The organism is Enterobacter sp. CPE_E890, assembly GCF_046521475.1.
Lineage (GTDB): Bacteria > Pseudomonadota > Gammaproteobacteria > Enterobacterales > Enterobacteriaceae > Enterobacter > Enterobacter adelaidei.
This window is the reverse complement of record NZ_JBKFZW010000001.1, coordinates 2,633,298-2,660,085: the sequence shown is the minus strand read 5'-3', so window position 1 is coordinate 2,660,085 and position 26,788 is coordinate 2,633,298. Positions and strand designations below refer to the sequence as shown.

The window sequence follows — 26,788 nt, the reverse complement described above, 5'->3', positions numbered from 1 at the left end:
CAGAGAACGGGCAACATAAGCAAATGATTTAGTGATTTGTTATCAACGTTATTGGATGATAACGCCGCGTATTTTACGTGGCGTTAAGGGATTCAGATAGCTGACAAATTCGGTAGGTGAAACAATAAATTAAACGTGTTTTATAACGCATCGAAGGTGGGGTAGAGGCTGTTTTCCAGAATTTCTACGAGATACCAGATTTCACCACTAAAAATAAACCAAAAACCCAATATAATAAGGCTCAAAATAATTAAGATGAGTATTATTTCTGTTTTACTCATTGAAGATATTACCCACCTCTATTCGGTTTATTCGAGGTGGGCATTGTAACGGGGCTTTCCTGGATACTCCAGTTTCATGCTGCAAGGACCTTGTTGCGCCCATCATTTTTCGCGCGATACAGCGCATCATCTACACGCTTAAACAGGTCATCAATACTCTCGCCCGGGCTATGTCGCGCCACGCCAATGCTGACGGTAAACCGAGGTAAACCCGGAATAGTGATACGGGAAACGGCAGAGCGGATTGATTCGGCAATCTGCAAGGCGGTTTCGAGGGCGGTGCGCGGCAGCAGGATGACGAACTCTTCACCACCCCAGCGGAACACCAGATCATCTTTCCGGCCACAGGCTTCCAGCGTTCGGGAGAGGGCGATAAGTACTTCATCACCTTTCAGATGACCAAAGAGATCGTTAATGTTTTTAAAATGATCGGTATCCACTAGCAGCAGGCTAAATTGCTGTTGCGCGGGAAGTTGATTCTGGCTGGTTTGATCGATAAGGGTGTAAAACTGCCGACGGTTGAGCAGACCCGTCATGGCGTCACGCGAGGCAGCGTGTTCCAGCTCTTGCTCCAGCCTTTTTTGCTCGGTGATATCGTGGATGATGCACAGCATGAGCTTGTCACCGTAAATCTCAAGAGGCCCGGCATACGTCTGAACATGACGAGTGGAGCCATCGGCAAGACGGTGAACAAAGTTGAGAGGTTTATGACCACCGGGCAGTCCGGCAATTTCGGTCATAATGGGTATAACATCTCTTCCAAGAGTATTTATTTCCCAGGTATGTTTACTGCACATTTCATCATGCGAATAACCATAAAAATTGAGTGCCGCAAGGTTTGCATCAACGATTTGGCCATCGCGGGCAGGATCGATTAACAGCATCGGTGCGCTGTTGGTCAGGAAAAAGCGTGCGTAAAACCCCTGTTTTTTGCGCCGGTAGGTTGCAGAACGGCTGGCTTTCAGCCCGGAGACGATTTGCGAAGAGATCCCTTCGAAAACAATCACATCACCATAGGGTGCGTAGTGGGCTAGCGAGAGTCGACAACTCAGTGGGGCATCTTGTCCATCCCGCTTAATGGTCCAGATTTCGACGATCTCCTGCTCCGTTTTGAGTTCAGAAACGTACATCGACAGCACAGTTTGCGCACTCGCGGAATAAATTCCTTTGCGTAAATCATTCAGTGTTTTGTCACCCATTACCTGAGCTGCGGCCACATTTGCAAAAATGATCTGTTCCGAAACAGCTGAAATAAGCCACACGGGTGTTTTAATTACATTCAGCGCATCAAAACCATTTTGCGACATAGGTATTTCCTGTTCATCGGCACATTGTGCCTGACAATCATGATCGGATTGACTCGTGCGTACTCTTTTGAAACATACTCTACTTAAACTCGTCAGGCATGATTTTTTTGTGAAATAAATACGTGTTCTGAATGAATTTTACCAATTGGTATAATTTGTTTGTCTGAGTTCTTCTGCAACAGCAGCCACGGCACCTGTTCGGCAGGTAAAGGACGGGAAAAAAGGAACCCCTGCAGATAATCGCAGCCGAGGCTGGTCAGTACCGCTTGCTGCTCTTCTGTTTCGATCCCTTCTGCAACCACATTCATCTCCATGGTCCGCGCAATGTTGATAATAGTTTCCACCAGCTTGCGGCTTTTTTCATTTTCCAGCATCGACATCACAAAACTTTTATCAATTTTGAGCTCTTTTGCCGGAAGAACGCTCAACATCAGCAGGTTTGAATAGCCAGTCCCGAAATCATCAATCGAGACGGTGATCCCCGCTTGAGTAAACGCATTGAGTAACTCGATACTGCGGTCGAGATTTTTAAGCGCGGTACTCTCAGTCACCTCAAGGATCAGCCGGGAAGGAGACAGGTTATATTTTTCCAGCATCGACGATACGATATAGAAGATGTCTGGCTGTTCGAACTGAACAGGGGATAAGTTGAATGACAACGTCCACTGGCTAAAACCTTGTTCAGTCCAGAAATGAAGCTGTCGGCATGCTGCTTCAATTGCCCAGTTGCCAACCGGAATAATTAAACCTGTTTGTTCCAGCGAGGGTAAGAACAGATTAGGCAGCAACACCCCTTGCTCAGGATGGCGCCAGCGGAGAAGCGCTTCAAAACCGTGAATCGTTTTCTCTTCGGCATGCCAGGTTGGTTGGTACCAAAGTTCAAACTGATCGCGTTCAAGTGCCTGGGTGAGTTCCTGTAAAAAGCCAGGTTTAGCCGGAACCGCCGTCGACATTTCAGTCCGGTAAATAGCCCAGCCATTACGGCCATCCTCTTTAACGTGATGTAAAGCCGCATCCGCCTTCAGTTTAAGTTCATGCAACGTTTCTCCATCCTGTGGGTAGAGGCTAACCCCCGCGCTGACGGTTGTACTTAACGTGTGTCCACAGATTGAAAGAGGACGACGCATATCCCCGAGTAACGTAGCGAGCAGCGCATTGAGTTTGTCGTCGTCGCATTCTGGAACCAGTAAGATAAAGGCATCCCCTCCTAGTCTGGCCAGGGTCATCTCACGCGTGAGTCGGGCCGTGATGCGTTGTGCAAGCGTGATTAACAACTCATCACCGACATTGTGACCCCAGGTATCGTTGACGCGTTTGAAGTGATCGACATTCAGGAAAATCACGGCAAATTGCTTGTTGCTGAGCAGCGCGCTGCGCAGACAGTCCTGCATGCGAATATCCATCTGGTGGCGGTTGGCGAGCCCAGTGAGTGCATCAAAGCGAGCCTGTAGCTCTAACTGGCGGTTGAGTTGTCGAAGATTTTCCGTCAGGCGATTGGTGCGCCAGTGAGAATCTACAAGCGAGATAATAAGCATTACGCCGAGCAGGGTGAGCGTAGTGACCGAAACCCAGATAGACAATCCCAGCTCGCTGATCCCACCGGGGAGGGTATGTGACATTTCATGAAAATGCGCGGCACTCATACCGGTATAGTGCATCGCACAGATGGCGGCGCCCATAATAAAGGCTGCAAGAATGCGACTGACAAAAACCCCTTTGTGAATATCGCGCAGTCGGAAAGCCAGCCACAGGGCAACGCCGGAAGCAACAACGGCAATCAGCACAGATAAACCCACAATACGCCGATCCCAGACGATGCTGCCGTCCAGCATCAATGCGGCCATACCGATGTAGTGCATAGACACCACGCCCGCACTCAGGATCACCGTGGCGAAGAACAGTCGAAAGGGAGAAAGTTTTTTGCCGGTGACGGCAATATTAATGGCCACGGACGACGCAACAACTGCCGCACCAAGAGACGCAAGTGTTAACCAAAGGTCGTAGCTCATCATCATTGGCATTTGCATCGACAGCATGCCGATGAAGTGCATTGACCAAATCCCGATGCCCAGCGTGACGCCTCCGGCAATGCGCCAGAACATTGCCGCCTTGCGGCTGGAAAGGGGGATTTTCCCGGCGCTGTCCAGAGCGACAAAGGAGGCGATAAAAGCCACCAGATAAGAGATGGCGATGAGTACAGGGTCCCACGATATATTGAGCATTATGCAATCCCACTCCTGAGAGGGTTACCGATTTCGCCTGCCGGGCACATCTCTATCTGGCAACGAACATGCGCATTAAACAATATTAGTTATTTATCGTGAAAAATGGCCAGTCATATTAAAACTCTAAAAATAGTAAGGAATATAAAATATATTCCATTTATTAATCTATTTAGCATTGCTAAACAAACAGGAATAACTATAGCAAAGCTCCTTAAATATGAGGGTAAAAACAACCTCTCACCGCAGGGGATGGTATCGCTTAACGTGGCAGGAGACCAGTATCGCAGCATGCCACGCAGAACATTTTTACTAATACACTCTTTTTATCTGACTTAAGCTAAATCTCAGGCAGCTAACGGTAAAACAAAAAACCGACGGTGTTTGTGAGGACAAAGTTCAGAGCCGATGCTATAAGTCTAAATGCCGACCAAAATATAAAACGTGGGTATAATCATGCTAAGAAATATTAGTGTCAGAACCTTCATTGTCTGGTTCCTTTTTTGTCTTTTTTTGGTTAATGCAGGTGTCGTTGTTCTATTTTCCAGCAATGTCTCGCTTTTCGTTTCACTTAATTTATTAAATTTCGTTGCGCTATTTTTACTTTGGGGCTACATGACAAAGTATCTTGTGACACCGATCAATACTGTGAAAAAAAGTATTGAAGAAGTGACCGCAGGCAATCTTGGCATATCTATTCCTGAGTTTGGTAATAACTGTGCAGGCAGATTAATCCCGGGGATTAATAGCCTCTCCAGCAACATTGCCACGCTTGTCCGGGAGATCAGGGCATCGTCGCAAACCGCCATGACGTTATCGGATCAACTCTCTTCCCGAAGTGCGCAGCTCTCGGTGAAAACGGAGCAACAGTCTGCATCTCTGGTGCAAACTGCGGCCAGCATGGAACAGATGGCCGCGAGCACTAAAAACAATGCCGATAACACCCGGCTGGCGAGCGAACAGGCGAATGTGGCGACGTTACAGGCTCGCAAGGGAGGAGAGCTGATGGGGCAGGTCGCGACTAATATGCAATCCATTACCGAATGCGCACAGCAGATGACAGAAATCATCTCGCTCATCGATGGTATTGCGTTCCAGACGAATATTCTGGCGCTTAATGCGGCCGTCGAGGCGGCGAGGGCGGGAGATCATGGAAAAGGCTTCTCGGTGGTTGCGGAAGAGGTAAGAAACCTCGCACACCGCAGCGCGGAGGCCGCGAAAAATATCAAAGCGCTGATTGAAGTCACCAGCACTAACGTCACTCAGGGTGTCACCGTTGTGTCTCAGGCAGAAAAGAATATGCATGAGATCGTGGCGGGGTCGGGAAAAGTTAGCCGGTTGATGGACGAGATTTCCACGTCCACATCAGAGCAGGAGAAAGGCATTTCTCAGATCACTCTGGCGTTGTCCGAGCTTGAACGGGTCACGCAAAGCAATGTGGCGATGGCTGAGGAACTCAATGGTTCATCTGATGTGTTGCGTAATCAGGTGATCGAACTGCAGACGCGCACACGTAACTTCCGGCTTAATAATAGCGATGAGGCAGACATCACGTTCTCATCACATGCGGGCAATTTGTCGTTCCACCCGCGACCCGGTCACTCCCTGTGACGGAACAAAAAAGCCTGGTACGCCGGGCTTTTTTTATGCTTCTACCCAGCGATTACGTCCCTGCAGCTTCGCCATATACAGGGCTTTATCCGCACAGCCAATGACCGATTGGGGCGATTGCCCCTGTGTCCAGAGCGTCAGCCCCTGGCTCACCGTTACGTGAGGATTGACTGGGGAGAGGGCGTGAGCGAATGCCTGGCTTTCCAGCATGCGGGAAATGCGTTCCGCAGTTGATCGCACTTTGCTGACATCGGCCTCGGGGAGTAAGACCATAAACTCCTCGCCACCCACCCGGCCTACAATGCCTTCGTTTTCACGGCTCGCAGATTCAAGTACACCCGCAATCATGATCAGACAGCGATCCCCTTGTTGATGCCCGTAATGGTCGTTGTAGAGTTTAAAATGATCGACATCCAGCATAATCAATCCAAATCCTTTCCCATCCTGCTGATGGCTGGCAATTTCCTGATCCATACGCGCTTCAAAGCTTCGACGGTTGGCTAACCCGGTCAACGGATCTTTGCTGGCGAGCATGCCTAGCTGATGAATAAGATCGGCGTTTTCTTGTTCACGTTGCAGCGCAAGAATAAACCAGCGGTTAAGGATCCGTCTCCCGGATTCAATCAAGCCTGCCAGTAAGACCCATTGCAGCGCGCTCAGGACGGTGAGCTGAGTGGGGTGAAACAGTGTGGTAACCAGAATGGTCACCCACACAGGGATGATAAAACTTAATAGCACTCTGGGGTCGAAATAGAGGGAAATGAGCGACGCAAACAGTAGGAGTGCAGCAAACGGGAAGATGATCCGAATATCTTCACTGGTGATTAATACGTAAAAGCACGTAGCCCAGCAGAGGCTTAATCCGACAACAACGCCTCTGGCCAGGCTTCTGAGCCAGGGGGCGTTTTGCAGCGGTGCCATTCGCAGTATAAAGAGTACGCCTGCCGAGAGGGTAAGAATGATAACCATCATGCCTTCCATCAATCCTGCTGGATGAAGGGAAGGTGTTAACACCCCAATCGGAGCAAAATAACGTCTCCCCAGGATGAACAGCGAAAACAATATGTTCACCCACAGGAACCAGGTCATGCTGGTTTTTATCGCGATTGCGCGCATTTCTGTCAGGCGCAAATCGAATGCGACGCAGTTCTTTTTTATGGTCACGCACTTACCCCAGCATATTTTTAGATCAATCTAGCAGCATTTCTTTAACTCTAATGATTTGCCTGCGACTGTCTACAGGAACCTGTTGCAATACGCTCAATTCCTGAGCGATTTCAGCGCGATGCCGCATATAGTTGTTGCTTAACCCCTGATGAAAGCTAGACTGACATCGAAAGAGCTTAAAAGGCGGAGGCGCAGTGGAGAGCATTAAAGGATCTGAACTTAACGTTCCTGACGCAGTTTTTGCGTGGGTGCTGGATGGGCGCGGCGGTGCCCGACCGCTGGAGGATAGCGATGTCATTGATAACGAGCATCCTTGCTGGCTACACCTGAACTACACCCATCCGGACAGCGCTGACTGGCTGGCTTCGACGCCGCTCTTGCCTAACAATGTGCGCGATGCGCTGGCGGGAGAAAGCCTGCGACCTCGCGTGAGCAGAATGGGAGACGGAACGTTGATTACCCTGCGCTGCATTAATGGCAGCACGGATGAACGTCCCGATCAGCTGGTTGCGATGCGCGTCTATATGGATGATGGTCTGATTGTTTCCACCCGTCAGCGTAAAGTCCTGGCGCTGGATGACATTGTTAACGATCTGAAAGAAGGTACCGGGCCGATCGACTGTGGCAGTTGGCTGGTGGACGTCTGCGACGCCCTTACCGATCATGCGAGCGAGTTTATCGAAGAACTGCACGATAAAATCATCGACCTGGAAGATAACTTGCTCGATCAGCAGATCCCACCGCGTGGATTTCTGGCGTTATTGCGTAAGCAGTTGATCGTTATGCGTCGTTATATGACGCCCCAGCGTGACGTATATGCCCGTCTGGCAAGCGAAAGACTGACCTGGATGAATGACGATCAGCGACGCAGAATGCAGGATATCGCCGACCGGCTGGGCCGCGGGCTGGACGAAATTGATTCCTGTATCGCCAGAACGGCAGTGATGGCAGACGAAATCGCCCAGGTGATGCAGGAATCCCTGGCGAGAAGAACCTATACAATGTCCCTGATGGCGATGGTATTTTTACCCAGCACGTTTCTGACCGGCTTGTTTGGTGTGAACCTGGGGGGAATTCCGGGGAATGCCTATCGCTACGGCTTTACCGCTTTTTGCGTCATGTTAGTTGTTGTGATTGGTGGTGTTGCATGGTGGTTACATCGCAGTAAATGGCTGTAAATTTACGTTTTTTTCACGTTTTACGCGGTTCAAAACGCTCTTTTAATTGAGCGAAGTCAATAAACATCTACCCCGTAAGGTGCAATATTACTCCCGCAGGTGAATGCAACGTCAAGCGATGGGCGTTGCGCTCCATATTGTCTTACTTCCTTTTTTGAATTACTGCATAGCACAATTGATTCGTACGACGCCGACTTCATAGTCGGCTTTTTTTTGCCTCCTGTTTCCCAGCGTCTACCCTAAGAAGAGTACGCCTAAACCTGGAGGGAAATATGAGCATGCCATTGTTACAGTCCATTCCGACCGGCCCAACCCCCAACGATCCCGTACCGATGCCCGATCCCATCCCGCGTCCTCAGCCGATGCCCGACCCGCCGCCAGATGAAGAACCGATTAAAATGTCGCATCAAACCGCGAGATCTGCGAGGATACGCGCCATCTGACTGCGAAGATGACCACGAGAGATTATTGTGACTGCTTTTTCTACCCTGAATGTTCTGCCCGCCGCCCAACTCGACAACCTCAACGAGTTGGGTTACCTCACGATGACGCCGGTTCAGGCGGCGGCACTGCCCGCTATTCTTGAGGGCCGTGATGTACGCGTACAGGCGAAAACGGGCAGTGGGAAAACAGCGGCATTCGGTCTTGGCCTGTTGCAACATATTGATGCCGCGATGTTTCAGACCCAGTCTCTGGTGTTATGTCCCACCCGTGAACTGGCAGACCAGGTCGCGGGTGAACTGCGTCGCCTTGCGCGTTTCCTGCCAAATACCAAAATTTTAACCCTCTGCGGCGGACAGCCTTTCGGTGCACAGCGTGATTCGCTCCAGCATGCGCCACACATTATTGTCGCGACGCCAGGTCGCCTGCTGGATCACCTGCAAAAAGGCACCGTTTCGCTGGATGCGTTACAAACGCTGGTGATGGATGAGGCAGACAGGATGCTGGATATGGGCTTCAGCGATGCGATTGACGAGGTGATCCGTTTTGCACCATCCAATCGCCAGACGCTGTTGTTTTCTGCCACATGGCCGGAAGCCATCGCCGCCATCAGCGGCCGCGTGCAGAAAAATCCGCTTACCATTGAAATCGACAGTGTTGACGCCCTGCCAGCCATTGAACAGCAGTTCTTTGAAACTTCGCAGCAGGGAAAAATCCCGCTACTGCAGAAATTGCTTAGCCAGCATCAGCCTACTTCCTGCGTAGTGTTCTGTAATACCAAAAAAGACTGCCAGTCAGTCTGCGATGCGCTAAATGCGGCGGGGCAGAGTGCATTGTCGCTGCATGGCGATCTGGAGCAGCGCGATCGCGATCAGACGCTGGTCCGTTTTGCCAACGGCAGCGCCCGTGTACTGGTTGCGACCGACGTGGCGGCGCGGGGTCTGGATATCAAATCGCTTGAGCTGGTGGTGAACCATGAGCTGGCGTGGGATCCTGAAGTCCACGTCCATCGTATCGGCCGTACGGCGCGAGCAGGAAACAGCGGCCTTGCGATCAGCTTCTGTGCGCCGGAAGAGGCGCAACGCGCCAATATTCTCTCAGAAATGCTGCAGATTAAGCTGAACTGGATGACCCCACCAGCCGGTGTCAGCCTCGTGCCGCTGGAGGCTGAAATGGTGACGCTGTGCATTGATGGCGGTAAAAAAGCCAAAATGCGTCCAGGCGATGTATTAGGTGCGCTGACCGGAGATGTGGGGCTGGATGGGGCGGATATCGGTAAGATTGCGGTGCATCCGTCACATGTTTATGTGGCGGTTCGCCAGGCGGTTGCGCATAAGGCCTGGAAGCAGCTGCAAAACGGCAAAATTAAAGGGAAAACCTGCCGCGTTCGTCTACTGAAGTAAAGGATATAGCGTCTCAGAATCTCTTTCTGAGACGCTATCATTTTATTTCACTTCGAGTACGTTCAGACGCAGTTCTTCGAACTGATTGTCATCTTCTTCTGGCTGCCAGCCAGCAGGCTGCATAGGGATCTCTTCCCGATCAAACGCCAGATCGCCGCCATTCACCACGTCTGATTCGTGGTTGATACCTTTGAAGTCGAACAGCTCAACATCCGCGAGGTGGGACGGCACAACGTTCTGCATCGCGCTGAACATGGTTTCGATCCGGCCCGGATAACGTTTGTCCCAGTCACGCAGCATGTCGCCAATCACCTGGCGCTGCAGGTTCGGTTGAGAGCCACAGAGGTTACATGGAATGATCGGGAATTCTTTGGCCTGAGAGAAACGCTCAATGTCTTTTTCGCGGCAGTAGGCAAGAGGGCGGATGACAATGTGCTTGCCGTCATCGCTCATCAGTTTTGGTGGCATGCCTTTCATCTTACCGCCGTAGAACATGTTCAGGAACAGTGTCTGCAGGATATCGTCGCGGTGATGGCCCAGCGCAATTTTGGTTGCGCCCAGTTCCGTTGCGGTGCGATACAGAATGCCGCGGCGCAGACGGGAGCAGAGAGAGCAGGTGGTTTTCCCTTCCGGGATCTTCTCTTTCACAATACCGTAGGTGTTTTCTTCAACGATTTTGTACTCAACGCCCAGCTTCTCCAGATATTCCGGCAGAATGTGCTCCGGGAAGCCCGGCTGTTTCTGGTCAAGGTTGACCGCCACCAGGGAAAACTTCACCGGCGCGCTTTGCTGAAGATTACGCAGGATCTCCAGCATGGTGTAGCTGTCTTTACCCCCTGACAGGCAAACCATAATACGGTCACCGTCTTCAATCATGTTGAAGTCTGCAATGGCCTCGCCCACGTTACGGCGCAGTCGCTTTTGCAGTTTGTTCAGGTTGTATTGCTCTTTCTTTGTATTTGCTTGATTTTCTTGCATGTATTACTACCTTCGGAGCCAATAGGGGCAAAAATTTTTCAGCGTGTGAGCTTATCGTTAAGCATCAGCACCTGTTCGCCATTCATTTCTTCAATCCACGCACCGTAGACTTCATAAACCATTTGCGCGTTTCCATGCCCCATCTGGCTGGCTATGAAAGACGGTTAGCGCTGACAGATAAAAGCCAGCAGGCAAAAGTATGCCGCGTATGGTACGGATTCCGGCGGCGAATGCCAGCACGTTTTACAGCAGCGTTAAATCTGGCGCCGATACTTGATAAAGAGTAGTAGGCTTTCTGTTCTCCTTTGCGCATCCGGGGTATGAAAACGAATCGCAGGCTCTAGCAGATCGCTTCGCCAGTGGCGAGACTTTTAGTATCCATGGAAGAAGTAGCGAATCTTCAAGCCGATAAACTTCAACACTGGCCAGACATAATGCTGGATGAAATATAGGGCAGGTGGAACAACCAATGCCGCACCAGTTGCGCAGATTGCGTATACTGCCGAGTCCTTTGCAATTAATGAATAATTTAGGTTAAGTGTTTCAAGGTTAATTGCATTGGTTGTACTGGAACCTACAAATCCAGAGCCAAAAACAACCAGGAACACATAAAGTGATGCTGTTATGAGCTTTAAAATTAGCCGAATGTATTTCACGATGAACACCTGCTGAATGAATCCCCCTTTTTACACATAAGCAACGTGTTTAGCTAGCTCATGGTTTACGTTGCTCTAAATGGTATTCTGAACTTTACACCCGAACCCACAAAGGCTGGCTGTGTTGACCTGTTCTCGCGCAAAGTTATTGGCTGGTCAATGCAACTCCGAATGACAAAAGATAAATAGCCTGAGCCTGATACATGCGTGATATCGCGTATAATGCTTCTTCAAAATCGCTTAACATCCACTGGCTTGTACTATGACTCTCAATCGTTTTTGTTATTTACTCCTGATCCTCGCTGCGGTCGCCAGCATTCTTACCTCGTATCCAGTGGTGATGTGGTTGCTGCTGATCAATGTGCTGACGATGGTCATGTATGGCGCAGATAAAATGGCGGCGCGTAAAGGTATGCGTAGGGTTCCTGAAGCGACGTTGCTGGTATTTGGTGTGACTGGGGGCTGGCCTGGGGCCATTTTGGGGCAACAACTCTTTCGCCATAAAACCCAAAAGCAGCCATTCAAAACGTACTTTTTTATCAGCGTTGTCGTCAGCATCGCCGTGATGGCGACAGCTTACCATTTCTCTCCTTTTACCTCTTCATGAGCGTCGGCAGGGGCGGGCGAAATGCCTGTTGACATCAAGTTAACTTGAGCTTTTAAGATGCCTGCCACAGGTTGATAAAGGAGTAACATCTTAAAATGAAAGATATTGATGTCGGTTTTACACACGTCGCGTTCATGGTCAGGGATCTTGAGAAGAGCATTGCTTTCTATCGTCGTTACGCGGGTATGGAGATTATTCACTCCCGTGAACCCGATATTCCTGATGCCCGTAAAGTGGCGTGGTTAAGCGACCATACCCGTCCTTTCGCCCTGGTGCTGGTACAGGCGGATAACGTAACCGATACACCGCTGGGTAACTTTGGTCATCTGGGCATTGCCTGCGCCACCCGTGAAGAACTCGACAGGAAAACGGAGATGGCAAGGGCTGAAGGTGTGTTAAGAAAAGCGCCGGAAGAGCTGGGGGATCCCGTCGGTTACTATGTATTTTTTGCCGACCCTGACGGTAACACGTTAGAACTGTCTTTCGGTCAGCGCGTTGGGCTTGAAGCAATCCGAACGGCTCATCCAGAAAACAAAGATAACGGGAGATAAGAGAGAAATAATGGAATACAGATTGCCATTACAAACCTCGCGTTTGTTACTGCGTCCACTGGCATCCGCCGATTTGCCGGAAATTTCGTGCTACCGCAACCAGCCTGAGGTGGCCCGTTTTCAGAGCTGGGATCGTTTTACGATGCAGGATGCGGAGAAATTATATGCTCAGCAGAACACCCTTGCGTTTAACTGCGATGACACGTGGTACCAGATTATCGTTGAACGGCAAATGGACGGGGCTGTGATTGGGGATATTGGTGTTCATTTTTTTGACGAGGGCAGGCAGGCTGAACTGGGTATGACCTTTGATGTGAAATATCAGAATCAGGGTTATGCCCGGGAAGCTATCAATGCCATAATCACGCTGCTATTTACGCACTATAACAAGCACCGGCTTATCGCCGTTGTGGATACACGCAATATTCGCGCTGCAAACCTTTTGCAAAAACTCCATTTTCGACGGGAAGCCCATTATCGGCAGAACATCTTTTTTAAGGGAGAATGGGGTGATGAATATTGTTATGCCTTGCTGAAAGAGGAACACCTCCGGCATTAACAGAGCGTCAAAAGTTTCTCAATACAGACATCGGCACCGCTAATAGTAGTAGGTTTATTCTCAATGGCTTGCTGTTTTTTGCACAATCTGAATAATAAGTGCAACAACACATAAGACAACATCCCATGAAAATTCAATCTATTACACTGGCGATGCTGGCATTCATTGCTGCACCTGCCTGGTCCGCGTTTCAGGAGCGGGAATATAATACATGGTATATAAAAAATGCCGTTCTTTATGACATGACACAAACTTCAGAGGGTTTTCCTGTCATGGTGAGTATATCCCAACCGGAGCGGCGGTCTGCCAATCTACTGGTGTCCTATATTTCTGAAGGACAATGTGGTGGAGACAGGAAAGAGCTTAACGTCAATGGCAAAGCACTGCCTGCACAATATCACTGTGTTCAGGTGGGCCTGAGCAAAATTGAACATTTTTCTGTGATTGATGCTGATAGTGTTAATGGCATGGTGACGCATCTTAAGTCTGATTTCACCGTACTGCTTCAAAACGACATAAAGGTATGGGCGGCAAATATTAAAACACCAAAATACGGACTGACGCCCAGATTCTAAATACTGAAACCCCGTCTTTTTACGGGGTTTTAGCAAGCATCAACAATTATTTTCTCTATAATAATTTCATTATTTTATTTTTCCAAAAAAATGATAAGTGGGCTTGTTTTTTTACGTATTGAAAATTCTGTACTTAAAGCGATACGAAATTGTATGAGTTAACTTTGCTAAATATTTTTTTTATGATGGATAAAGCTCACTTTCAGTCTTACGCTTGCTAACAGCTTTTTAGTTGTTCAACACGTCTGTACTGGGTAAGGAGCAGAAAATGACACAGCTTAATAGTCTGGATTCACTCAGCCGTAAAGAAGGGATGTGTTTATTAGAGCAAAGTATGGGTTTTGTCTGGCAGGCAGCACTTAGGGCAGTTGCGGTGTTAGGCGTCGCGGACCATCTGATCGAAGGGAAAAAATCAATTAAGCAACTGGCCCTGGAGCTTAATGTCGATCGCGACTATCTGCATAGAATCATGCGATTATTATCCTCCCGTGGGGTGTTCAACGAATTAACTGAAGACGAATACAGTCTTAGCCATTCAGCAAAATTCCTTTGTTCTGATTATGAATTTTCCTTGCGTGCAGCGGTACTTATGCTGACCGATCCCACTTTCTGGCAGCCAGCGTCCAGAATGGATGAAATATTACAAGGTAAACCTGTTTTCAATGAATTGTTTGGTAAGCCTTTTTACGAATACTGGCAGCATGATGACACGGTTACGGGCAGCAATATTTTTCATGCCGGTATGGCATCTATGTCATCCGTGGAAAATGAAGTCATTGTGGATTGTTATGCGTTCCCTCATCATGCCGTCGTTGCAGATATCGCCGGGGGACTGGGGAATCTATTACTGGCTGTTTTACGTCGAAATCCTGGCCTAACCGGGATCCTTTTTGACCAAAAGGATGTGCTTGCGCGGAACCGACTGCATTTGCTGAATGACGATCGCCGGTGGAGGACGGTAGAGGGTAGCTTTTTTGAGACCTGTCCTGATGCGGATATTTATCTCCTTAAATACATCTTGATGGATTGGCCAGACGCGAAAGCCGTTCAGATACTGCAGTGCTGCAGAAAGGCAATGAAAGAACGTTCACGATTATTGGTTTTTGAACCCCTTATCAAAGACGAAAATAATGAGCAGGGACGGTATGAGATTGACCTGCTTCTTTTAACAAGCTTTGACGGAGGGCGGGCAAGGACAAAATCTGAATATCAAAACTTGTTTGAACAGGCGAATCTTAAGTTAAATACAATAATAAACACCCGCTCGTACCTGTCGATACTGGAAGTCGTACCTGTTTGAACCGCTTTCATGGTATTAACAGAGCAGTTGAACACCATTCCGTTTTAACATATTCCTGCTACGCTTTTCTGTTGTAAAAGGGAGCTCGAATATGCAAAACAAAGATGAACAAACAGGTTTAGTTGGGCTGGCGATCGGTGCCGCCGTCATTGGGCTGGTTTCAGCGCAGAAACCGATCGATCGCGATAGCATCGTCAATGAGCTGGTCAGGCTAGGCAGGCAGAAGGGAGACGGCGTTGAAGATGAGGTTTTCGTTAAGGCTGCTGCGCTTGTGAGGAAAGGGGTGTAACCGATGGGTGAACTTCGTCATGCGCAGTGCCATTGTGGCGCGGTGGTATTTACCGTCGCACTGTCTGATGGCTTTAATACTGCGCGGCGCTGCAGCTGTTCTTTTTGCCGAATGCGGGGGGCTGTGGCGGTATCCGCGCCGTTATCGGGGATTACCGTAACCAAAGGGGAGGATAAGCTCACGGAGTACCGATTTAACACGGGTACGGCCCGGCATTTCTTCTGCTCAATATGCGGGATTTATACGTTCCATCAGCGGCGTTCCAACCCGAACGAATACGGTGTGAATGTTGCCTGTTTTGAAAACGTATCGCCGTTCGACTTCCCGGAGGTTACGGTGATGGACGGGGTTAACCATCCTATGGACGGGGATAGTGGGGTTTTTGGCTATCTCTCTTTCCGCAAAAAATGAGTGTTTTCAGGATTAAGGCTAACCGCCATCCAGGTGGTTCAGAAGAGTGCTGAGGTGACCAACGATATCACCAAAATCAAAAATTAGCGCCATCCACAGAAGCGCTAAAAGAGTAAGTACTGCAACGGATACACGACTTAACAACGCTGTTGTCCTTAGTGATGAAAGGGCTAAACCGTAAGTGTAACCAGCTTTCTTTCAACTTACTCTCAACCAGTTCGTCAGAAACTCTCCATTTTGTGACGTGGTTCAAAAAAATGGGCCCGCATAATTTTACGGGCCCGGACAATTAGAACTGGTACACCAGGCCTAACGCAACAACATCATCGGTACCGATGCCGTTGTTCTTGTAGAAACTTTCATCTTCGTCCAGCAGGTTGATTTTATAATCAACATAGGTGGACATGTTTTTGTTGAAATAATAGGTCGCACCTACTTCAGCATATTTAACCAGATCCTGATCGCCCTGGCCGTTGCCCAGGTCTTTACCTTTAGACTGCAGGTAGGACAGGGTTGGACGCAGACCGAAGTCGAACTGGTATTGCGCGGTGATTTCGAAGTTCTGAGTTTTGTTCGCCACGGCGTCGGTATTATCACCATAAGGCGTCATGTTACGGGTTTCAGAATACATTGCCGCCAGGTAGATATTATTGGCGTCATATTTCAGACCAGCAGTCCAGGCATCGGCTTTGTCACCACCAGCCGTGGTATTCATGACCTGCTCGTTGGTACGGTCAGAAGAGGTATAGGCCGCACCTGCGCTGATCCCCATCCCAAAGTCATAGGTGGTAGAGATACCGAAGCCGTCACCGTTTTCATGGCGTGTGTCACGGCCATTGTTGGTACCTTCCTGGTTGTTGCTGGCGTCTTCATTCTTACCCTGATACTGCAGAGCAAAGTTCAGGCCCGGTACCAGACCATAGAAGTCGGTGTTACGGTAGGTTGCTACACCGTTCGCACGACCGGTCATAAAGTTGTCAGCTTTGGTGTAGGAGTCGCCACCGAACTCTGGCAGCATATCTGTCCAGCCTTCAATGTCATACAGAACACCATAGTTACGGCCATAGTCGAAGGAACCGTAGTCACCGACTTTTACACCCGCGAATGCCAGACGTGTCCAGGACTGGTTATCTGAGCCTTCAGTATTGTTCGCCTGAATGTTGTATTCCCACTGCGCGTAACCGGTCATCATGTTGTTGATTTGGGTTTCACCTTTGAAACCCAAACGCATGTAGGTCTGATCGCCATCAGCACCTTTATCGTCGGAGAAATAGTGCAGACCATCTACTTTTCCGTACAGATCTAATTTGTTGCCGTCTTTATTATAAATCTCTGCTGCATGCGCAGCACCAGCCATTAACAGAGCCGGAATCATCAGAGCCAGTACTTTTCTTTGCATTGTGATATTCCTTTGCAGTTGTTTTTATTTAATTACCTGTTGAACTTTCCGAATGAGAAAGTTGTCCCATGCTAAATCACTCCAGTGTAAGAGTAATAAAGTATAATTGTTACGAACTAAGTAAAATCTAAACTGAATAAAACGACGGAAATGATCATTGGTTTCATGAATGATTCGTGATGAATTATATAAAATAAAAATTATTAATAAGGGATTAAGTAAGCTAGTCTCTGTGCTGTTATATGCCTTTAAGATTATTTATCCATAATTTAAATGAATGCTATTTAGTTTTCTAAATAGATATTTATTAATTAACTGGATTGGCCCGATGTGATTACATCGGGCTTTTTTTATGGCAAAAAAATGCCCGGGTTAACCGGGCGGGAGGATTAATCGCTGGTTGATTTTTCGGCTTTACCTGCCATTTGAGCCAGGAAATCATACCGTTTTTGCAGGTCAGCGGCGGCATCTTTCCATAACTGCTCAGCGACCTCAGGCTGTTGCGCATTGAGGCGGCGGAAGCGTTGTTCCTGCATTAACGTTTCGGCCAGGGCATCTGACGGTGGACGCGAATCCAGCGCCAGCGGTAACTTGCCCTCGTCCGCACGGCGCGGATCGAACCGGTAAAGTGGCCAGAATCCGGTAGCCGTCAGCTGACGCATCTGATCGTGGCTGAGTGCCAGGTCGTAGCCATGCTCTTCGCATGGGCTGTAAGCAATGATCAACGACGGGCCTGGATACGCTTCCGCCTCCTGAATAGCTTTCACCGTCTGGTTAAGTTGCGCACCCAGCGAGATTTGCGCGACGTAAACGTGACCGTACATCATCATGCTCACACCGAGATCTTTGCGCGCCTTACGTTTTCCGTGTTCACCAAATTTTGTGACGGCGCCCAACGGCGTAGCCTTTGATGCCTGACCGCCGGTATTGGAATAACACTGCGTATCCAGGACCAGAATATTGACGTTTTCGGTCAGGCTCAACACGTGATCCAGCCCGCCAAAACCAATATCGTAAGCCCAGCCGTCACCACCAATCAGCCAGATCGATTTTTCAACCAGGGCGTCAGCGTCAGTCAGAAGTTGTTCTGCACCTGCCACCCCCTGAAGGGCATGCCGCAGCTCAGCAACTTGCTCGCGACGAACTTCTGGTGTGGCTTCTGCGCGTAGTGCCTCATTGAGCTCAGCAGGGATCTGCCCGGCAAACTGTTCCAGCAAACGCATCACTCGAGCGCGATGCTGGTCGACGGTCAGACGGAAGCCGAGACCAAATTCGGCATTATCTTCGAACAATGAGTTTGCCCATGCCGGGCCTCGACCATTCGCGTCGGTGGTGTACGGCGTGGAGGGCAGGTTACCGCCGTAGATAGATGAACAGCCGGTGGCATTGGCAATCAACATCCGGTCGCCGTAGAGCTGAGTCAGCAGCTTAATATAAGGCGTTTCACCGCAGCCAGAGCAGGCACCGGAGTACTCGAATAACGGCGTGATGAGCTGCGACGTTCGAATATCAATACGTTCCAGCTTGCTGCGATCGATTTCCGGTAAGTTCAGGAAGAAGTCATAGTTTACTTTTTCTTCTTCAACGTGCTCCAGACGCGACATCATATTGATGGCTTTGATATTCGGGTCCTGTCTGTCTTTCGCCGGGCACACCTCAACGCACAGATTACAACCGGTACAATCTTCAGGTGCGACCTGCAGAACGTATTTCTGTCCGCGCATATCACGCGATTTCACATCCAGAGAATGCAGGCTGGCCGGGGCATCCGCCATTGCTTCCGGGGAAACCACTTTGGCGCGAATGGCCGAATGTGGGCATGCCGCTACACAGTGATTGCACTGGGTACACAGATCTTCTTTCCAGATGGGTATCTCTTCGGCGATGTTGCGTTTTTCCCACCGCGTGGTCCCCATTGGCCAGGTCCCATCTGGCGGCAGGGCAGAGACGGGAAGGGCATCGCCCAGCCCGGCCAGCATTGCCGCCGTCACGGTCTTGACGAAATCAGGCGCCGCATCAGATACCACCGGAGGACGATTTGGACTTGCAGCATTTACCGGTTGCAGCGCTACTTCAAACAGAGATTCGCGAGCGAGTGCCAGCGCCTGCCAGTTGCGTTCGACCAGTTCCTGCCCCTTGCTGCTGTAGCTTTTGGCAATTGCGCCCTGCAGTTCCATGAGTGCGCTGTCGCCAGGCAGGATGTTGGTCAGATGGAAAAAGGCCATTTGCATAACGGTATTAATACGCGCGGCCAGACCACATTCGCGGGCAATTTTCGCAGCGTTAACCACATAAAAACGGGCTTTCTTCTGGTTGAGGACCGCCTGTACCTCCTGCGGCAGACGCGCCCAGACTTCGTCTGCACTATATGGCGTATTCAGCAGGAAAATACCGCCGGGTTTCAGGCGCTCGGCCATCTGGTATTTATCAATAAACTGCAGCTGGTGGCAGCCAACAAAATCAGCCTGCGAAATAAGATAAGCCGAGCGGATGGGGTGTTCGCTCACGCGCAGGTGGGAAACGGTCAGACCACCTGCTTTTTTGGAGTCATAGACGAAATATCCCTGGGCATACCACGGGGTAGAATTGCCGATGATTTTGATGTTGTTTTTGGTCGCCGAGACGCTGCCGTCGCTGCCCAGACCATAGAACAGCGCCTCAAGTTTGGCATTCGATGGTAATGTGTTTTCTGGCAAAGCCAGGGAAAGGTTAGTCACATCATCATAAATACCCACCGTAAAACGAGGCTTCGGTTTCGCTTCATTTAACTCGTTAAATACCGCCAGCACGCAGTCCGGTCCAAACTCTTTGGAGGACAAACCATATCGGCCACCGATCACGCGCGGTAGCGTTTCACGTTCGCCGTTATTAAATGCTTCTGCCAGCGCGGTCATGACATCCAGATACAGGGGTTCCGCGTGTGCGCCGGGCTCTTTGGTACGGTCAAGTACCGCCACAGCACGCGCGCTTTCAGGTAGAGCAGAAAGCAGATGTTTAGCCGAGAACGGACGATAGAGACGCACTTTTAGCACGCCAACTTTTTCGCCGCGCGTCAGTAGCTCGTCAACTACCTCTTCACAGGTTCCAATGGCGGATCCCATCAGCACAATCACGCGTTCTGCCTGCGGGTGGCCGTAGTACTCGAACGGTTTGTATTCTCGACCGGTTGCGGCGGCAAAATCAGTCATCGCCTGTTCAACATAGTCGTAAACCGCGTTGTACCATGGGTTCGTGGCTTCACGGGACTGGAAATAGGTATCTGGATTCGCGGATGTCCCACGGATCACCGGATGCTCCGGGTTAAGGGCGCGGGCGCGATGGGCATCGATTTCCGCCTGCGGCAGAAGATTCAGAATAGTGTCGTTAGCCAGCGGGACAATTTTGTTGATTTCGTGAGAGGTGCGGAAACCATCAAAGAAGTGAATAAATGGAACGCGACTTTTCAGCGTGGCGATATGCGAAATTAAGGCAAAGTCTTGTGCTTCCTGTACGCTGCTGGCACAAAGCATCGCACAGCCCGTCTGGCGCACGGCCATCACGTCGGAGTGGTCACCGAAGATGGAAAGGGCGTGGGTGGCGATGGTTCGTGCCGCAACATGCAGAACAAAGGGGGTGAGTTGACCGGCGAGCTTGTACAGCGTCGGGATCATCAATAACAATCCCTGAGAAGAGGTAAACGACGTGGAGAGCGCGCCTGTCTGAAGCGCACCATGTACCGTGGCAATCGCACCGGCTTCAGACTGCATTTCAACCACTCTTGGGACATCGCCCCAGACGTTTTTTAAGCCATTTCCCGCCCAGGCATCTGCCTGCTCAGCCATGGTAGAACTTGGCGTAATCGGATAGATGGCGATAACTTCGCTGGTGCGAAACGCGACTGAGGCAACTGCACCATTACCGTCAATAGTTTGCATAGGACGACACCCTTACATTGCGCAAAATTAGAGGGGCAGTCATTAGGCGACTACCCCTGAATATTATCTCTTTAGTCTAGCAAACAGGGGATTCTACAATTTTCGCTTTTGTGTCCTCGGTATTCCCGGCATCAATGAGTAGATCAAACTTTTGCCAAAAAAATTGCGAGAAAGTGTTTCAGGAGCGCATAAATACGCACTTCCACTCTCGACGACACGCGAAGTGATGCCTATTATGCATAGGTTTCGCATTATTCATGGGGGAGAGAGCATGCGCTCAGCATTTTTGGTAGGGTGTGCGGCGTTATTATTGTCGGCATGTAGCAGTGAACCAGTCCAGCAAGCAACGGCGGCCCACGTGGCGCCTGGAATGAAAGCGGCGATGTCCAGCTCCGGCCAGGCCAACTGCGCGATGATTGGCGGTTCGTTGTCTGTTGCCCGCCAGCTTGACGGTTCTGCTATCGGGATGTGCGCCTTGCCAAACGGCAAACGCTGCAGCGAACAGTCGCTTGCCGTTGGAACTTGCGGTAACTACTGATTATTCTGCACGCTTAAACAACAGCGTTTTATCGGCTGTCGCCAGCGTTAACTGGTCTTCTGTCAGGTCGACCTGCGCCCCTTTGCGCAGCATGTCGCCGATAGCGCGATCCAGCTCGTTAAGCTGTGGTTCAGTACAAAGTTTACGCGTCATGGCCAGACCGCTGACTTTCAGCTCGCCTTCGGATAATTTCCCCTGCCCGTTGAAGCGATTACACATCAGGCCTGAAACACGAATGTTATTCACCAGGCTAATATCTGGCAGGGCGCTAAAGCTAATCTCAGGTTGCGTTGCTGTGGCCTTCACGGCTTTACCGTCCACATTTTCCAGAACAAAGCGATGATTCTTCAGTTGCTCCGGCTGAACGGAAGCTTTCCCCGGATTAACGCAACCGGAGAGGACCAGGCTAATAACGCTTAACGCAATGAGCTTTTTCATTTTTCGTCTCAAACTATAAATACTGTGAATCTTTTTCCAGTGTAACGATACGCTGTCGTGCGTTAATGGGGTTTATCTGAAAGTGCGGGCAGGTGTCGGGCAACGAAGACGTTGCCCGATATGAAGATTAGTGAGATTTAAACCCTGCGGCTGTCATCAACATACGAAAGAACATACTGACCGCAGCCAGCGCCAGTACGCTTCCGCCCCAGATAATGGCCAGCCACATCAATCTTTTCCAGACAGGTTGTTGCATCAGTGATAACCCTCCCCATGCTGAATTTTTCCGCGAAACACGTAGTAACTCCAGAAGGTGTAGACCAGGATAATGGGAATGATCAACAACGCGCCCACCAGCATAAAGCCCTGGCTTTGCGTCGGCGCGGCGGCCTGCCACAGGGTGATTGACGGTGGAATGATATGCGGCCAGATGCTGATTCCAAGACCGCTAAAGCCGAGGAATATCAATCCTAACGTCAGGATGAATGGGCGATTATGGCTTGCAGGATTATTGAGGCAACGCCACTGATACAGACTCAGAAGCACCACCAGCACCGGAACAGGCAACAGGTAAAACAGATTCGGCAGCGTGAACCAGCGCGCGGCGATGGCTGGCTGCGCCAGCGGTGTCCAGATACTGATTGCGGCAATGAAGGCCAGAAGAGTGATTAACAGCGTTCTGGATACTTCACGCATCCGCTGCTGAAGGGCATTTTCGCTTTTCATCACCAGCCATGTAGAGCCTAACAGTGCATAGGCCACCACCAGACCGGCACCGCAGAACAGGTTAAACGCGGTGAACCAGTCAAAGGGCCCGCCAGTATAGGCCCGGCCAGTCACGGTAAAGCCGTTGATCACTGCGCCCACCGTGACACCCTGGGTAAACGTAGCCAGAATTGAACCACCAATAAACGCTTTATCCCAGAAGGGACGGTGCGCCGGCGTTGCTTTAAAGCGAAACTCGAATGCTACGCCACGGAAAATAAGTCCGATCAGCATTAATGTCAGCGGGATGGTGAGGGCATCAATGATCACAGCATAGGCCAGTGGAAATGCACCGAACAGGGCCGCACCGCCGAGCACCAGCCAGGTTTCATTTCCGTCCCAGACCGGGGCGACGCTGTTGACCATCACATCGCGATCGTCGGCATTTTGTGTCGCCGGAAACAGAATACCTATCCCGAGATCAAAACCGTCCATCACGATATACATCAGTGTGGCGAAGACGATGATGACAAACCAGATAATGGAAAGATCGATACCCATTATGGCTGCTCCTTATGTTCAGTTGTGACGGCAGAGAGTGGGCGTGCCGGACGTCCGTCTGATTCGGTGGCATAAGATTCATGAGGCTGCGGACCTTTCCTGATAAGGCGCACCATATAGCTGTAACCCACGCCAAACACCGAGGTGTAAACGACGAAAAAGGCCAGCAAACTCACGCTCATATGCAGGTCACCATGCGCTGAAACCGCATCTTTCGTTCGCTGCAGACCATAAACAACCCACGGCTGGCGGCCCACTTCGGTGGTGATCCATCCGGCCAGAATCGCAATCAGCCCGGATGGCCCCATCAACAGGGCAAACCACAGGAAAGGGCGAGAAGCGTAAACACGCTTTTTATAGCGTAACCACAGCGCCACAACGCCGAGCAGCAACATCAGCATGCCTAAGCCGGCCATAATGCGGAATGACCAGAAGACGATGGTCGAGTTCGGGCGGTCTTCCTTCGGGAACTCCTTGAGAGCCGGAACCTGTTTATCCAGGCTGTGCGTCAGGATAAGACTCCCCAGCGCAGGGATCTCCAGACCAAAGCGGGTGCGCTCCTGTTCCATATCCGGCCAGCCAAACAGCAGCAGCGGGGTGGGTTCTCCTGGCGGGTTTTCCCAATGACCTTCAATGGCGGCGATTTTAGCGGGCTGGTGCTTTAGCGTGTTCAACCCGTGCATATCACCGACCATGGCCTGGATGGGGGCGACAATTAGCGTCATCCACAGCGCCATAGAAAACATCGCGCGGATGGCTGGAGTATTATTCCCGCGCAGCAGATGCCATGCCGCGGAAGCGCCGACAAATAACGCGCTGCTGAGGAACGCGGCTATCGACATATGCAGCAGTCGGTAAGGGAAGGAGGGGTTAAATACCACGGCGAACCAATCCACCGGCACGACCTGACCGTTGACGATCTCATAGCCTTGCGGGGTCTGCATCCAGCTGTTTGATGAGAGGATCCAGAAGGTGGAGATAATGGTCCCCAGTGCCACCATGCAGGTGGCGAAGAAGTGCAAACCAGGCCCGACTTTGTTCCAGCCGAAAAGCATCACACCAAGGAAACCTGCTTCCAGGAAGAAGGCTGTCAGCACTTCATAGGTCAGCAGCGGGCCGGTAATACTGCCCGCAAACTGCGAAAAACCACTCCAGTTGGTACCAAACTGGTAGGCCATCACCAGCCCGGAGACAACGCCCATACCAAAGTTAACGGCAAAAATCTTCGACCAGAAATGGTACAGCGAGCGCCAGACCGGATTTTTGGTTTTAAGCCACAGGCCTTCGAGCACGGCAAGATAGCTTGCCAGGCCGATGGTGATGGCCGGGAAAATGATGTGAAAGGATACGGTAAAAGCAAACTGTATCCGTGCAAGATGAAAAGCATCTAAACCAAACATGCACAACCTCAATGTCAAACGGTGTGCTGTTATGCTATAGGGGCAGAAATCAAACTATCAGAGGCAGAAAAGTAAAATTTATCTATAACAGTTGTAGGAATAATCAGGAATTGAACATCTGATATACATCGTGTTTTTGAATAAAAAATTTATTTTTATGAATTTTACGCATGAAACTGCTTGCTTTGTCTTCAACACCATGCGTTAATGACCTTCTGGTTTTGAGTCCAAAAAAATATCTGACGTAGTTTTATAAAGTAGTCCTCATCACGTTGTGCCTCTCCGCAGCCGCTCCTGGTTCTCTTTCTACACTCCGATTAGTTTTTGTTTCAAACCACTATCGCCTGAAAGGCCCATTAGCAATTTACGTTTTAACGTTCACAGGAGAATCCTATGACTTCTTACATTCATTTCCGCTGCCCATGCTGTCATGGTTCGCAGTACCGTACCTCAGTCTTTGATGTGTCTGAGAAAAACCCGTTTGGCGCGAAATGCATTTTTTGCAAATCGTCGATGATTACGCTCGATCACCTGACCGTTGCACATTCAGCCCAGAGCCACGTTATCGAGTACCGCAAGTAATCAACACCGCTTTTCATAACAGTTAGCAAAAACTTCTCTTTTTCTCCTGCTGATATACACTGTCGGCATTAAGGAGAATCTGATGAAAAAATACCAGCGTCTGGCGCAACAAATTATCTCGCAGATTGAGCTTGGCGTATGGTTGCCGGGCGATAAGTTGCCTTCTCTGCGCGAGCAGGTGGTGAGCAGCGGCATGAGTTTTATGACCGTTGGCCACGCGTACCAGATGCTGGAAAGTCAGGGGCGCATCGTCGCCAGACCGCAGTCGGGCTATTACGTTGCCTCGCGCCCGACGACACAACAGCCTGCTCCGCCTGCCCAGGTGATGCGTGACGAAGCGGTCGATATCAACACCTATATCTTCGACGTATTGCAGGCCAGCCGCGATCCATCGGTTGTTCCTTTTGCTTCTGCGTTTCCCGATCCCCGACTTTTCCCGCTTCAGCAGCTCAACCGTTCGCTGGCGAATGTCAGTAAAACGGCGACCGCAATGAGCGTCATTGAAAATTTACCTCCGGGTAATGTTGATCTCCGCCACGCCATTGCTCGTCGCTATGCCCAGCAGGGGATGAACATCTCACCGGAAGAGATCGTTATTACCGCTGGCGCGCTTGAAGCGCTGAATCTCAGTTTGCAGGCAGTGACTGAACCCGGGGATTGGGTGATTGTCGAGAATCCCTGTTTCTACGGCGCATTGCAGGCGCTGGAACGCCTGAAACTCAAGGCGCTGTCTGTTGCGACGGATGTCCGCGAGGGGATCGACCTGAATGCGCTTGAGCAGGCGCTGAATGAATACCCGGTAAAAGCCTGCTGGCTCATGACCAATGGGCAAAACCCGCTTGGCTTTACGCTGAGTGCCGAGAAAAAAGCGCATCTGGTGGCGCTGTTAACGAAGCATAACGTCACCCTGATTGAGGATGATGTCTATAGCGAGCTTTACTTTGGTCGGGAAAAACCGCTTCCGGCGAAGGCCTGGGACCGGGAGGAGATGACGCTTCACTGCTCATCGTTTTCGAAATGTCTGGTGGCGGGGTTTCGTATCGGCTGGGTGGCGGCGGGAAAACACGCACGCCGTATTCAGCAGCTTCAACTGATGAGCACGTTATCGACCAGTTCTCCGATGCAACTGGCGCTGGTGGACTATCTGGCGACTAAACGTTACGACGCTCATCTGCGCCGCCTGCGACGCACGCTGGCCGAGCGAAAGCAGCAGGCCTGGCAGTCCCTTTTGCGGCATATGCCTGCCGGGGTCAAAATTCACCATAATGATAGCGGCTACTTTTTATGGCTGGAGCTTCCGGCGCAGCTGGATGCAGGGCTACTTAGCGAAAAGGCTTTGATTCACCACATTAGTATTGCACCCGGAAAGATGTTTTCCACCTCTGACGCCTGGACGCCATTCTTTCGTTTTAATACCTCCTGGGCATGGGGGGAGCGTGAAGAACAGGCGGTTATTCAGTTGGGGAAATTAATTAGCAGTATGCTGGAATAAACTTTTCTTACCTTCATTTAAATAATCATTCCTTATTCGTATGGCGGCACGGCGAATATTTCGTGGCGCCATATCCCAGGAAATCTGCATACCGTCTCCCATCGCTAACTCCTTGTCTATAATCCAGTTAACGGGTAATGCGCCCTCGGTCACACCTTGATGAAATTTCCTTACGCCGCACGGTGCGGCGCATTTACGCGGTCTACGTTTAATAAGGGAGATA

26 protein-coding genes and 1 pseudogene are annotated in these 26,788 nt (G+C 50.2%); 14 read left to right on the top strand and 13 right to left on the bottom strand.

The window, feature by feature from the left end; genetic code table 11:
- Nucleotides 1–140: 140 nt before the first annotated feature.
- The 3 genes from ACLHV9_RS13060 to ACLHV9_RS13050 all read right to left on the bottom strand — a co-directional run bounded on the left by ACLHV9_RS13060 (nt 141) and on the right by ACLHV9_RS13050 (nt 3,810).
- Entirely contained in the window at nt 141–281 is a 141-nt protein-coding gene (locus ACLHV9_RS13060; RefSeq protein ID WP_176691059.1) for an Ecr family regulatory small membrane protein, read from the bottom strand.
- 74 nt (nt 282–355) lie between these two features.
- Nucleotides 356–1,588: a sensor domain-containing diguanylate cyclase gene (locus tag ACLHV9_RS13055; RefSeq protein WP_108089779.1), complete on the bottom strand. Its 1,233-nt coding sequence runs from the start codon at nt 1,586–1,588 to the stop codon at nt 356–358.
- A gap of 92 nt (nt 1,589–1,680) precedes the next feature.
- Entirely contained in the window at nt 1,681–3,810 is a 2,130-nt protein-coding gene (locus tag ACLHV9_RS13050) for a putative bifunctional diguanylate cyclase/phosphodiesterase (protein ID WP_028018837.1), read from the bottom strand.
- A 456-nt stretch (nt 3,811–4,266) separates the two neighbouring features.
- On the opposite strand from ACLHV9_RS13050, the gene ACLHV9_RS13045 reads away from it, so the two are divergent.
- On the top strand, nt 4,267–5,421 hold the full coding sequence (locus tag ACLHV9_RS13045; RefSeq protein WP_108089780.1) for a methyl-accepting chemotaxis protein: 1,155 nt from the start codon (nt 4,267–4,269) through the stop codon (nt 5,419–5,421).
- 33 nt (nt 5,422–5,454) lie between these two features.
- Here the strand turns inward: ACLHV9_RS13045 and ACLHV9_RS13040 are convergent, their stop codons facing one another.
- Nucleotides 5,455–6,585, bottom strand: coding sequence for a GGDEF domain-containing protein (locus ACLHV9_RS13040; RefSeq protein WP_108089781.1), 1,131 nt, complete (start codon nt 6,583–6,585; stop codon nt 5,455–5,457).
- A gap of 197 nt (nt 6,586–6,782) precedes the next feature.
- Here ACLHV9_RS13040 and zntB point away from each other — a divergent pair, with 197 nt between their 5' ends.
- The 3 genes from zntB (at nt 6,783) to dbpA (ending at nt 9,610) form a co-directional block, all read left to right on the top strand.
- Complete coding sequence (gene zntB / locus ACLHV9_RS13035; protein ID WP_049006940.1) at nt 6,783–7,766, top strand: zinc transporter ZntB; 984 nt, start codon at nt 6,783–6,785, stop codon at nt 7,764–7,766.
- A 272-nt stretch (nt 7,767–8,038) separates the two neighbouring features.
- On the top strand, nt 8,039–8,209 hold the full coding sequence (locus tag ACLHV9_RS13030) for a hypothetical protein (protein WP_154231563.1): 171 nt from the start codon (nt 8,039–8,041) through the stop codon (nt 8,207–8,209).
- Nucleotides 8,210–8,236: 27 nt separating this feature from the next.
- Nucleotides 8,237–9,610 (top strand): ATP-dependent RNA helicase DbpA, encoded by a 1,374-nt coding sequence (gene dbpA / locus ACLHV9_RS13025; RefSeq protein ID WP_407220624.1) that lies wholly within the window; start codon nt 8,237–8,239, stop codon nt 9,608–9,610.
- A gap of 42 nt (nt 9,611–9,652) precedes the next feature.
- Here dbpA and ttcA read toward each other — a convergent pair whose 3' ends face one another.
- The 3 genes and pseudogenes from ttcA to ACLHV9_RS13010 form a co-directional block, all read right to left on the bottom strand.
- Nucleotides 9,653–10,588, bottom strand: coding sequence for a tRNA 2-thiocytidine(32) synthetase TtcA (gene ttcA, locus ACLHV9_RS13020; RefSeq protein ID WP_028018842.1), 936 nt, complete (start codon nt 10,586–10,588; stop codon nt 9,653–9,655).
- 38 nt (nt 10,589–10,626) lie between these two features.
- Nucleotides 10,627–10,925, bottom strand: a pseudogene (locus tag ACLHV9_RS13015) (tyrosine-type recombinase/integrase); the annotation flags it as partial.
- 34 nt (nt 10,926–10,959) lie between these two features.
- Complete coding sequence (locus ACLHV9_RS13010; protein ID WP_108089798.1) at nt 10,960–11,244, bottom strand: hypothetical protein; 285 nt, start codon at nt 11,242–11,244, stop codon at nt 10,960–10,962.
- Nucleotides 11,245–11,506: 262 nt separating this feature from the next.
- Between ACLHV9_RS13010 and ACLHV9_RS13005 the strand changes: the two genes are divergently transcribed.
- The 7 genes from ACLHV9_RS13005 to ACLHV9_RS12975 all read left to right on the top strand — a co-directional run bounded on the left by ACLHV9_RS13005 (nt 11,507) and on the right by ACLHV9_RS12975 (nt 15,536).
- Complete coding sequence (locus tag ACLHV9_RS13005; RefSeq protein ID WP_032666969.1) at nt 11,507–11,851, top strand: DUF1294 domain-containing protein; 345 nt, start codon at nt 11,507–11,509, stop codon at nt 11,849–11,851.
- Nucleotides 11,852–11,946: 95 nt separating this feature from the next.
- Nucleotides 11,947–12,402 carry a VOC family protein gene (locus tag ACLHV9_RS13000; RefSeq protein WP_108089799.1) on the top strand — a complete coding sequence of 152 codons (456 nt, stop codon included), beginning with the start codon at nt 11,947–11,949 and terminating at the stop codon, nt 12,400–12,402.
- 10 nt (nt 12,403–12,412) lie between these two features.
- Nucleotides 12,413–12,961: a GNAT family N-acetyltransferase gene (locus ACLHV9_RS12995; protein ID WP_028018846.1), complete on the top strand. Its 549-nt coding sequence runs from the start codon at nt 12,413–12,415 to the stop codon at nt 12,959–12,961.
- A gap of 125 nt (nt 12,962–13,086) precedes the next feature.
- Nucleotides 13,087–13,536 (top strand): hypothetical protein, encoded by a 450-nt coding sequence (locus tag ACLHV9_RS12990; RefSeq protein WP_028018847.1) that lies wholly within the window; start codon nt 13,087–13,089, stop codon nt 13,534–13,536.
- A 268-nt stretch (nt 13,537–13,804) separates the two neighbouring features.
- The gene (locus tag ACLHV9_RS12985; protein WP_108089800.1) at nt 13,805–14,836 is read left to right on the top strand and encodes a methyltransferase; all 1,032 of its coding nucleotides are present in this window, start codon (nt 13,805–13,807) and stop codon (nt 14,834–14,836) included.
- A gap of 91 nt (nt 14,837–14,927) precedes the next feature.
- Nucleotides 14,928–15,125, top strand: a complete 198-nt coding sequence (locus ACLHV9_RS12980) for a hypothetical protein (protein WP_028018848.1) — start codon at nt 14,928–14,930, stop codon at nt 15,123–15,125.
- 3 nt (nt 15,126–15,128) lie between these two features.
- Nucleotides 15,129–15,536 carry a GFA family protein gene (locus tag ACLHV9_RS12975; protein ID WP_028018849.1) on the top strand — a complete coding sequence of 136 codons (408 nt, stop codon included), beginning with the start codon at nt 15,129–15,131 and terminating at the stop codon, nt 15,534–15,536.
- A gap of 289 nt (nt 15,537–15,825) precedes the next feature.
- On the opposite strand, the gene ompC is transcribed toward ACLHV9_RS12975, so the two are convergent.
- Nucleotides 15,826–16,935: a porin OmpC gene (gene ompC / locus ACLHV9_RS12970; protein ID WP_028018850.1), complete on the bottom strand. Its 1,110-nt coding sequence runs from the start codon at nt 16,933–16,935 to the stop codon at nt 15,826–15,828.
- A gap of 389 nt (nt 16,936–17,324) precedes the next feature.
- A complete protein-coding gene (gene nifJ, locus ACLHV9_RS12965) occupies nt 17,325–20,849 on the bottom strand; it encodes a pyruvate:ferredoxin (flavodoxin) oxidoreductase (RefSeq protein ID WP_407220621.1) in 3,525 nt (1,174 codons plus the stop codon).
- 271 nt (nt 20,850–21,120) lie between these two features.
- Here nifJ and ACLHV9_RS12960 point away from each other — a divergent pair, with 271 nt between their 5' ends.
- The gene (locus tag ACLHV9_RS12960; protein WP_025759109.1) at nt 21,121–21,387 is read left to right on the top strand and encodes a DUF333 domain-containing protein; all 267 of its coding nucleotides are present in this window, start codon (nt 21,121–21,123) and stop codon (nt 21,385–21,387) included.
- Here the strand turns inward: ACLHV9_RS12960 and hslJ are convergent, their stop codons facing one another.
- From hslJ to ACLHV9_RS12940, 4 genes are all read right to left on the bottom strand, one after another.
- A complete protein-coding gene (gene hslJ / locus ACLHV9_RS12955; RefSeq protein ID WP_028018852.1) occupies nt 21,388–21,825 on the bottom strand; it encodes a heat shock protein HslJ in 438 nt (145 codons plus the stop codon). It lies immediately after the preceding gene.
- 127 nt (nt 21,826–21,952) lie between these two features.
- Complete coding sequence (locus tag ACLHV9_RS12950; protein ID WP_032666970.1) at nt 21,953–22,081, bottom strand: DUF2474 domain-containing protein; 129 nt, start codon at nt 22,079–22,081, stop codon at nt 21,953–21,955.
- Nucleotides 22,081–23,091, bottom strand: a complete 1,011-nt coding sequence (gene cydB, locus ACLHV9_RS12945) for a cytochrome d ubiquinol oxidase subunit II (protein ID WP_407220620.1) — start codon at nt 23,089–23,091, stop codon at nt 22,081–22,083. Before cydB ends, ACLHV9_RS12950 begins: the two co-directional genes overlap by 1 nt.
- Nucleotides 23,091–24,491 carry a cytochrome ubiquinol oxidase subunit I gene (locus tag ACLHV9_RS12940; RefSeq protein ID WP_028018854.1) on the bottom strand — a complete coding sequence of 467 codons (1,401 nt, stop codon included), beginning with the start codon at nt 24,489–24,491 and terminating at the stop codon, nt 23,091–23,093. Before ACLHV9_RS12940 ends, cydB begins: the two co-directional genes overlap by 1 nt.
- Before the next feature lie 393 nt (nt 24,492–24,884).
- On the opposite strand from ACLHV9_RS12940, the gene ACLHV9_RS12935 reads away from it, so the two are divergent.
- Both ACLHV9_RS12935 and ACLHV9_RS12930 read left to right on the top strand, forming a co-directional pair.
- Nucleotides 24,885–25,073 (top strand): hypothetical protein, encoded by a 189-nt coding sequence (locus ACLHV9_RS12935; protein WP_032666971.1) that lies wholly within the window; start codon nt 24,885–24,887, stop codon nt 25,071–25,073.
- A gap of 82 nt (nt 25,074–25,155) precedes the next feature.
- A complete protein-coding gene (locus tag ACLHV9_RS12930) occupies nt 25,156–26,565 on the top strand; it encodes a PLP-dependent aminotransferase family protein (protein WP_028018855.1) in 1,410 nt (469 codons plus the stop codon).
- The last annotated feature ends 223 nt before the right edge of the window (nt 26,566–26,788 follow it).

What these genes read in the sequence shown, in the direction of transcription:
- ACLHV9_RS13060 (WP_176691059.1), bottom strand. Translation starts at nt 281, where the DNA reads ATGAGTAAAACAGAAATAATACTCATCTTAATTATTTTGAGCCTTATT.
- ACLHV9_RS13055 (WP_108089779.1), bottom strand. Translation starts at nt 1,588, where the DNA reads ATGTCGCAAAATGGTTTTGATGCGCTGAATGTAATTAAAACACCCGTG.
- ACLHV9_RS13050 (WP_028018837.1), bottom strand. Translation starts at nt 3,810, where the DNA reads ATGCTCAATATATCGTGGGACCCTGTACTCATCGCCATCTCTTATCTG.
- ACLHV9_RS13045 (WP_108089780.1), top strand. Translation starts at nt 4,267, where the DNA reads ATGCTAAGAAATATTAGTGTCAGAACCTTCATTGTCTGGTTCCTTTTT.
- ACLHV9_RS13030 (WP_154231563.1), top strand. Translation starts at nt 8,039, where the DNA reads ATGAGCATGCCATTGTTACAGTCCATTCCGACCGGCCCAACCCCCAAC.
- ttcA (WP_028018842.1), bottom strand. Translation starts at nt 10,588, where the DNA reads ATGCAAGAAAATCAAGCAAATACAAAGAAAGAGCAATACAACCTGAAC.
- ACLHV9_RS13005 (WP_032666969.1), top strand. Translation starts at nt 11,507, where the DNA reads ATGACTCTCAATCGTTTTTGTTATTTACTCCTGATCCTCGCTGCGGTC.
- ACLHV9_RS13000 (WP_108089799.1), top strand. Translation starts at nt 11,947, where the DNA reads ATGAAAGATATTGATGTCGGTTTTACACACGTCGCGTTCATGGTCAGG.
- ACLHV9_RS12995 (WP_028018846.1), top strand. Translation starts at nt 12,413, where the DNA reads ATGGAATACAGATTGCCATTACAAACCTCGCGTTTGTTACTGCGTCCA.
- ACLHV9_RS12990 (WP_028018847.1), top strand. Translation starts at nt 13,087, where the DNA reads ATGAAAATTCAATCTATTACACTGGCGATGCTGGCATTCATTGCTGCA.
- ACLHV9_RS12985 (WP_108089800.1), top strand. Translation starts at nt 13,805, where the DNA reads ATGACACAGCTTAATAGTCTGGATTCACTCAGCCGTAAAGAAGGGATG.
- ACLHV9_RS12980 (WP_028018848.1), top strand. Translation starts at nt 14,928, where the DNA reads ATGCAAAACAAAGATGAACAAACAGGTTTAGTTGGGCTGGCGATCGGT.
- ACLHV9_RS12975 (WP_028018849.1), top strand. Translation starts at nt 15,129, where the DNA reads ATGGGTGAACTTCGTCATGCGCAGTGCCATTGTGGCGCGGTGGTATTT.
- ompC (WP_028018850.1), bottom strand. Translation starts at nt 16,935, where the DNA reads ATGCAAAGAAAAGTACTGGCTCTGATGATTCCGGCTCTGTTAATGGCT.
- nifJ (WP_407220621.1), bottom strand. Translation starts at nt 20,849, where the DNA reads ATGCAAACTATTGACGGTAATGGTGCAGTTGCCTCAGTCGCGTTTCGC.
- ACLHV9_RS12960 (WP_025759109.1), top strand. Translation starts at nt 21,121, where the DNA reads ATGCGCTCAGCATTTTTGGTAGGGTGTGCGGCGTTATTATTGTCGGCA.
- hslJ (WP_028018852.1), bottom strand. Translation starts at nt 21,825, where the DNA reads ATGAAAAAGCTCATTGCGTTAAGCGTTATTAGCCTGGTCCTCTCCGGT.
- ACLHV9_RS12950 (WP_032666970.1), bottom strand. Translation starts at nt 22,081, where the DNA reads ATGCAACAACCTGTCTGGAAAAGATTGATGTGGCTGGCCATTATCTGG.
- cydB (WP_407220620.1), bottom strand. Translation starts at nt 23,091, where the DNA reads ATGGGTATCGATCTTTCCATTATCTGGTTTGTCATCATCGTCTTCGCC.
- ACLHV9_RS12940 (WP_028018854.1), bottom strand. Translation starts at nt 24,491, where the DNA reads ATGTTTGGTTTAGATGCTTTTCATCTTGCACGGATACAGTTTGCTTTT.
- ACLHV9_RS12935 (WP_032666971.1), top strand. Translation starts at nt 24,885, where the DNA reads ATGACTTCTTACATTCATTTCCGCTGCCCATGCTGTCATGGTTCGCAG.
- ACLHV9_RS12930 (WP_028018855.1), top strand. Translation starts at nt 25,156, where the DNA reads ATGAAAAAATACCAGCGTCTGGCGCAACAAATTATCTCGCAGATTGAG.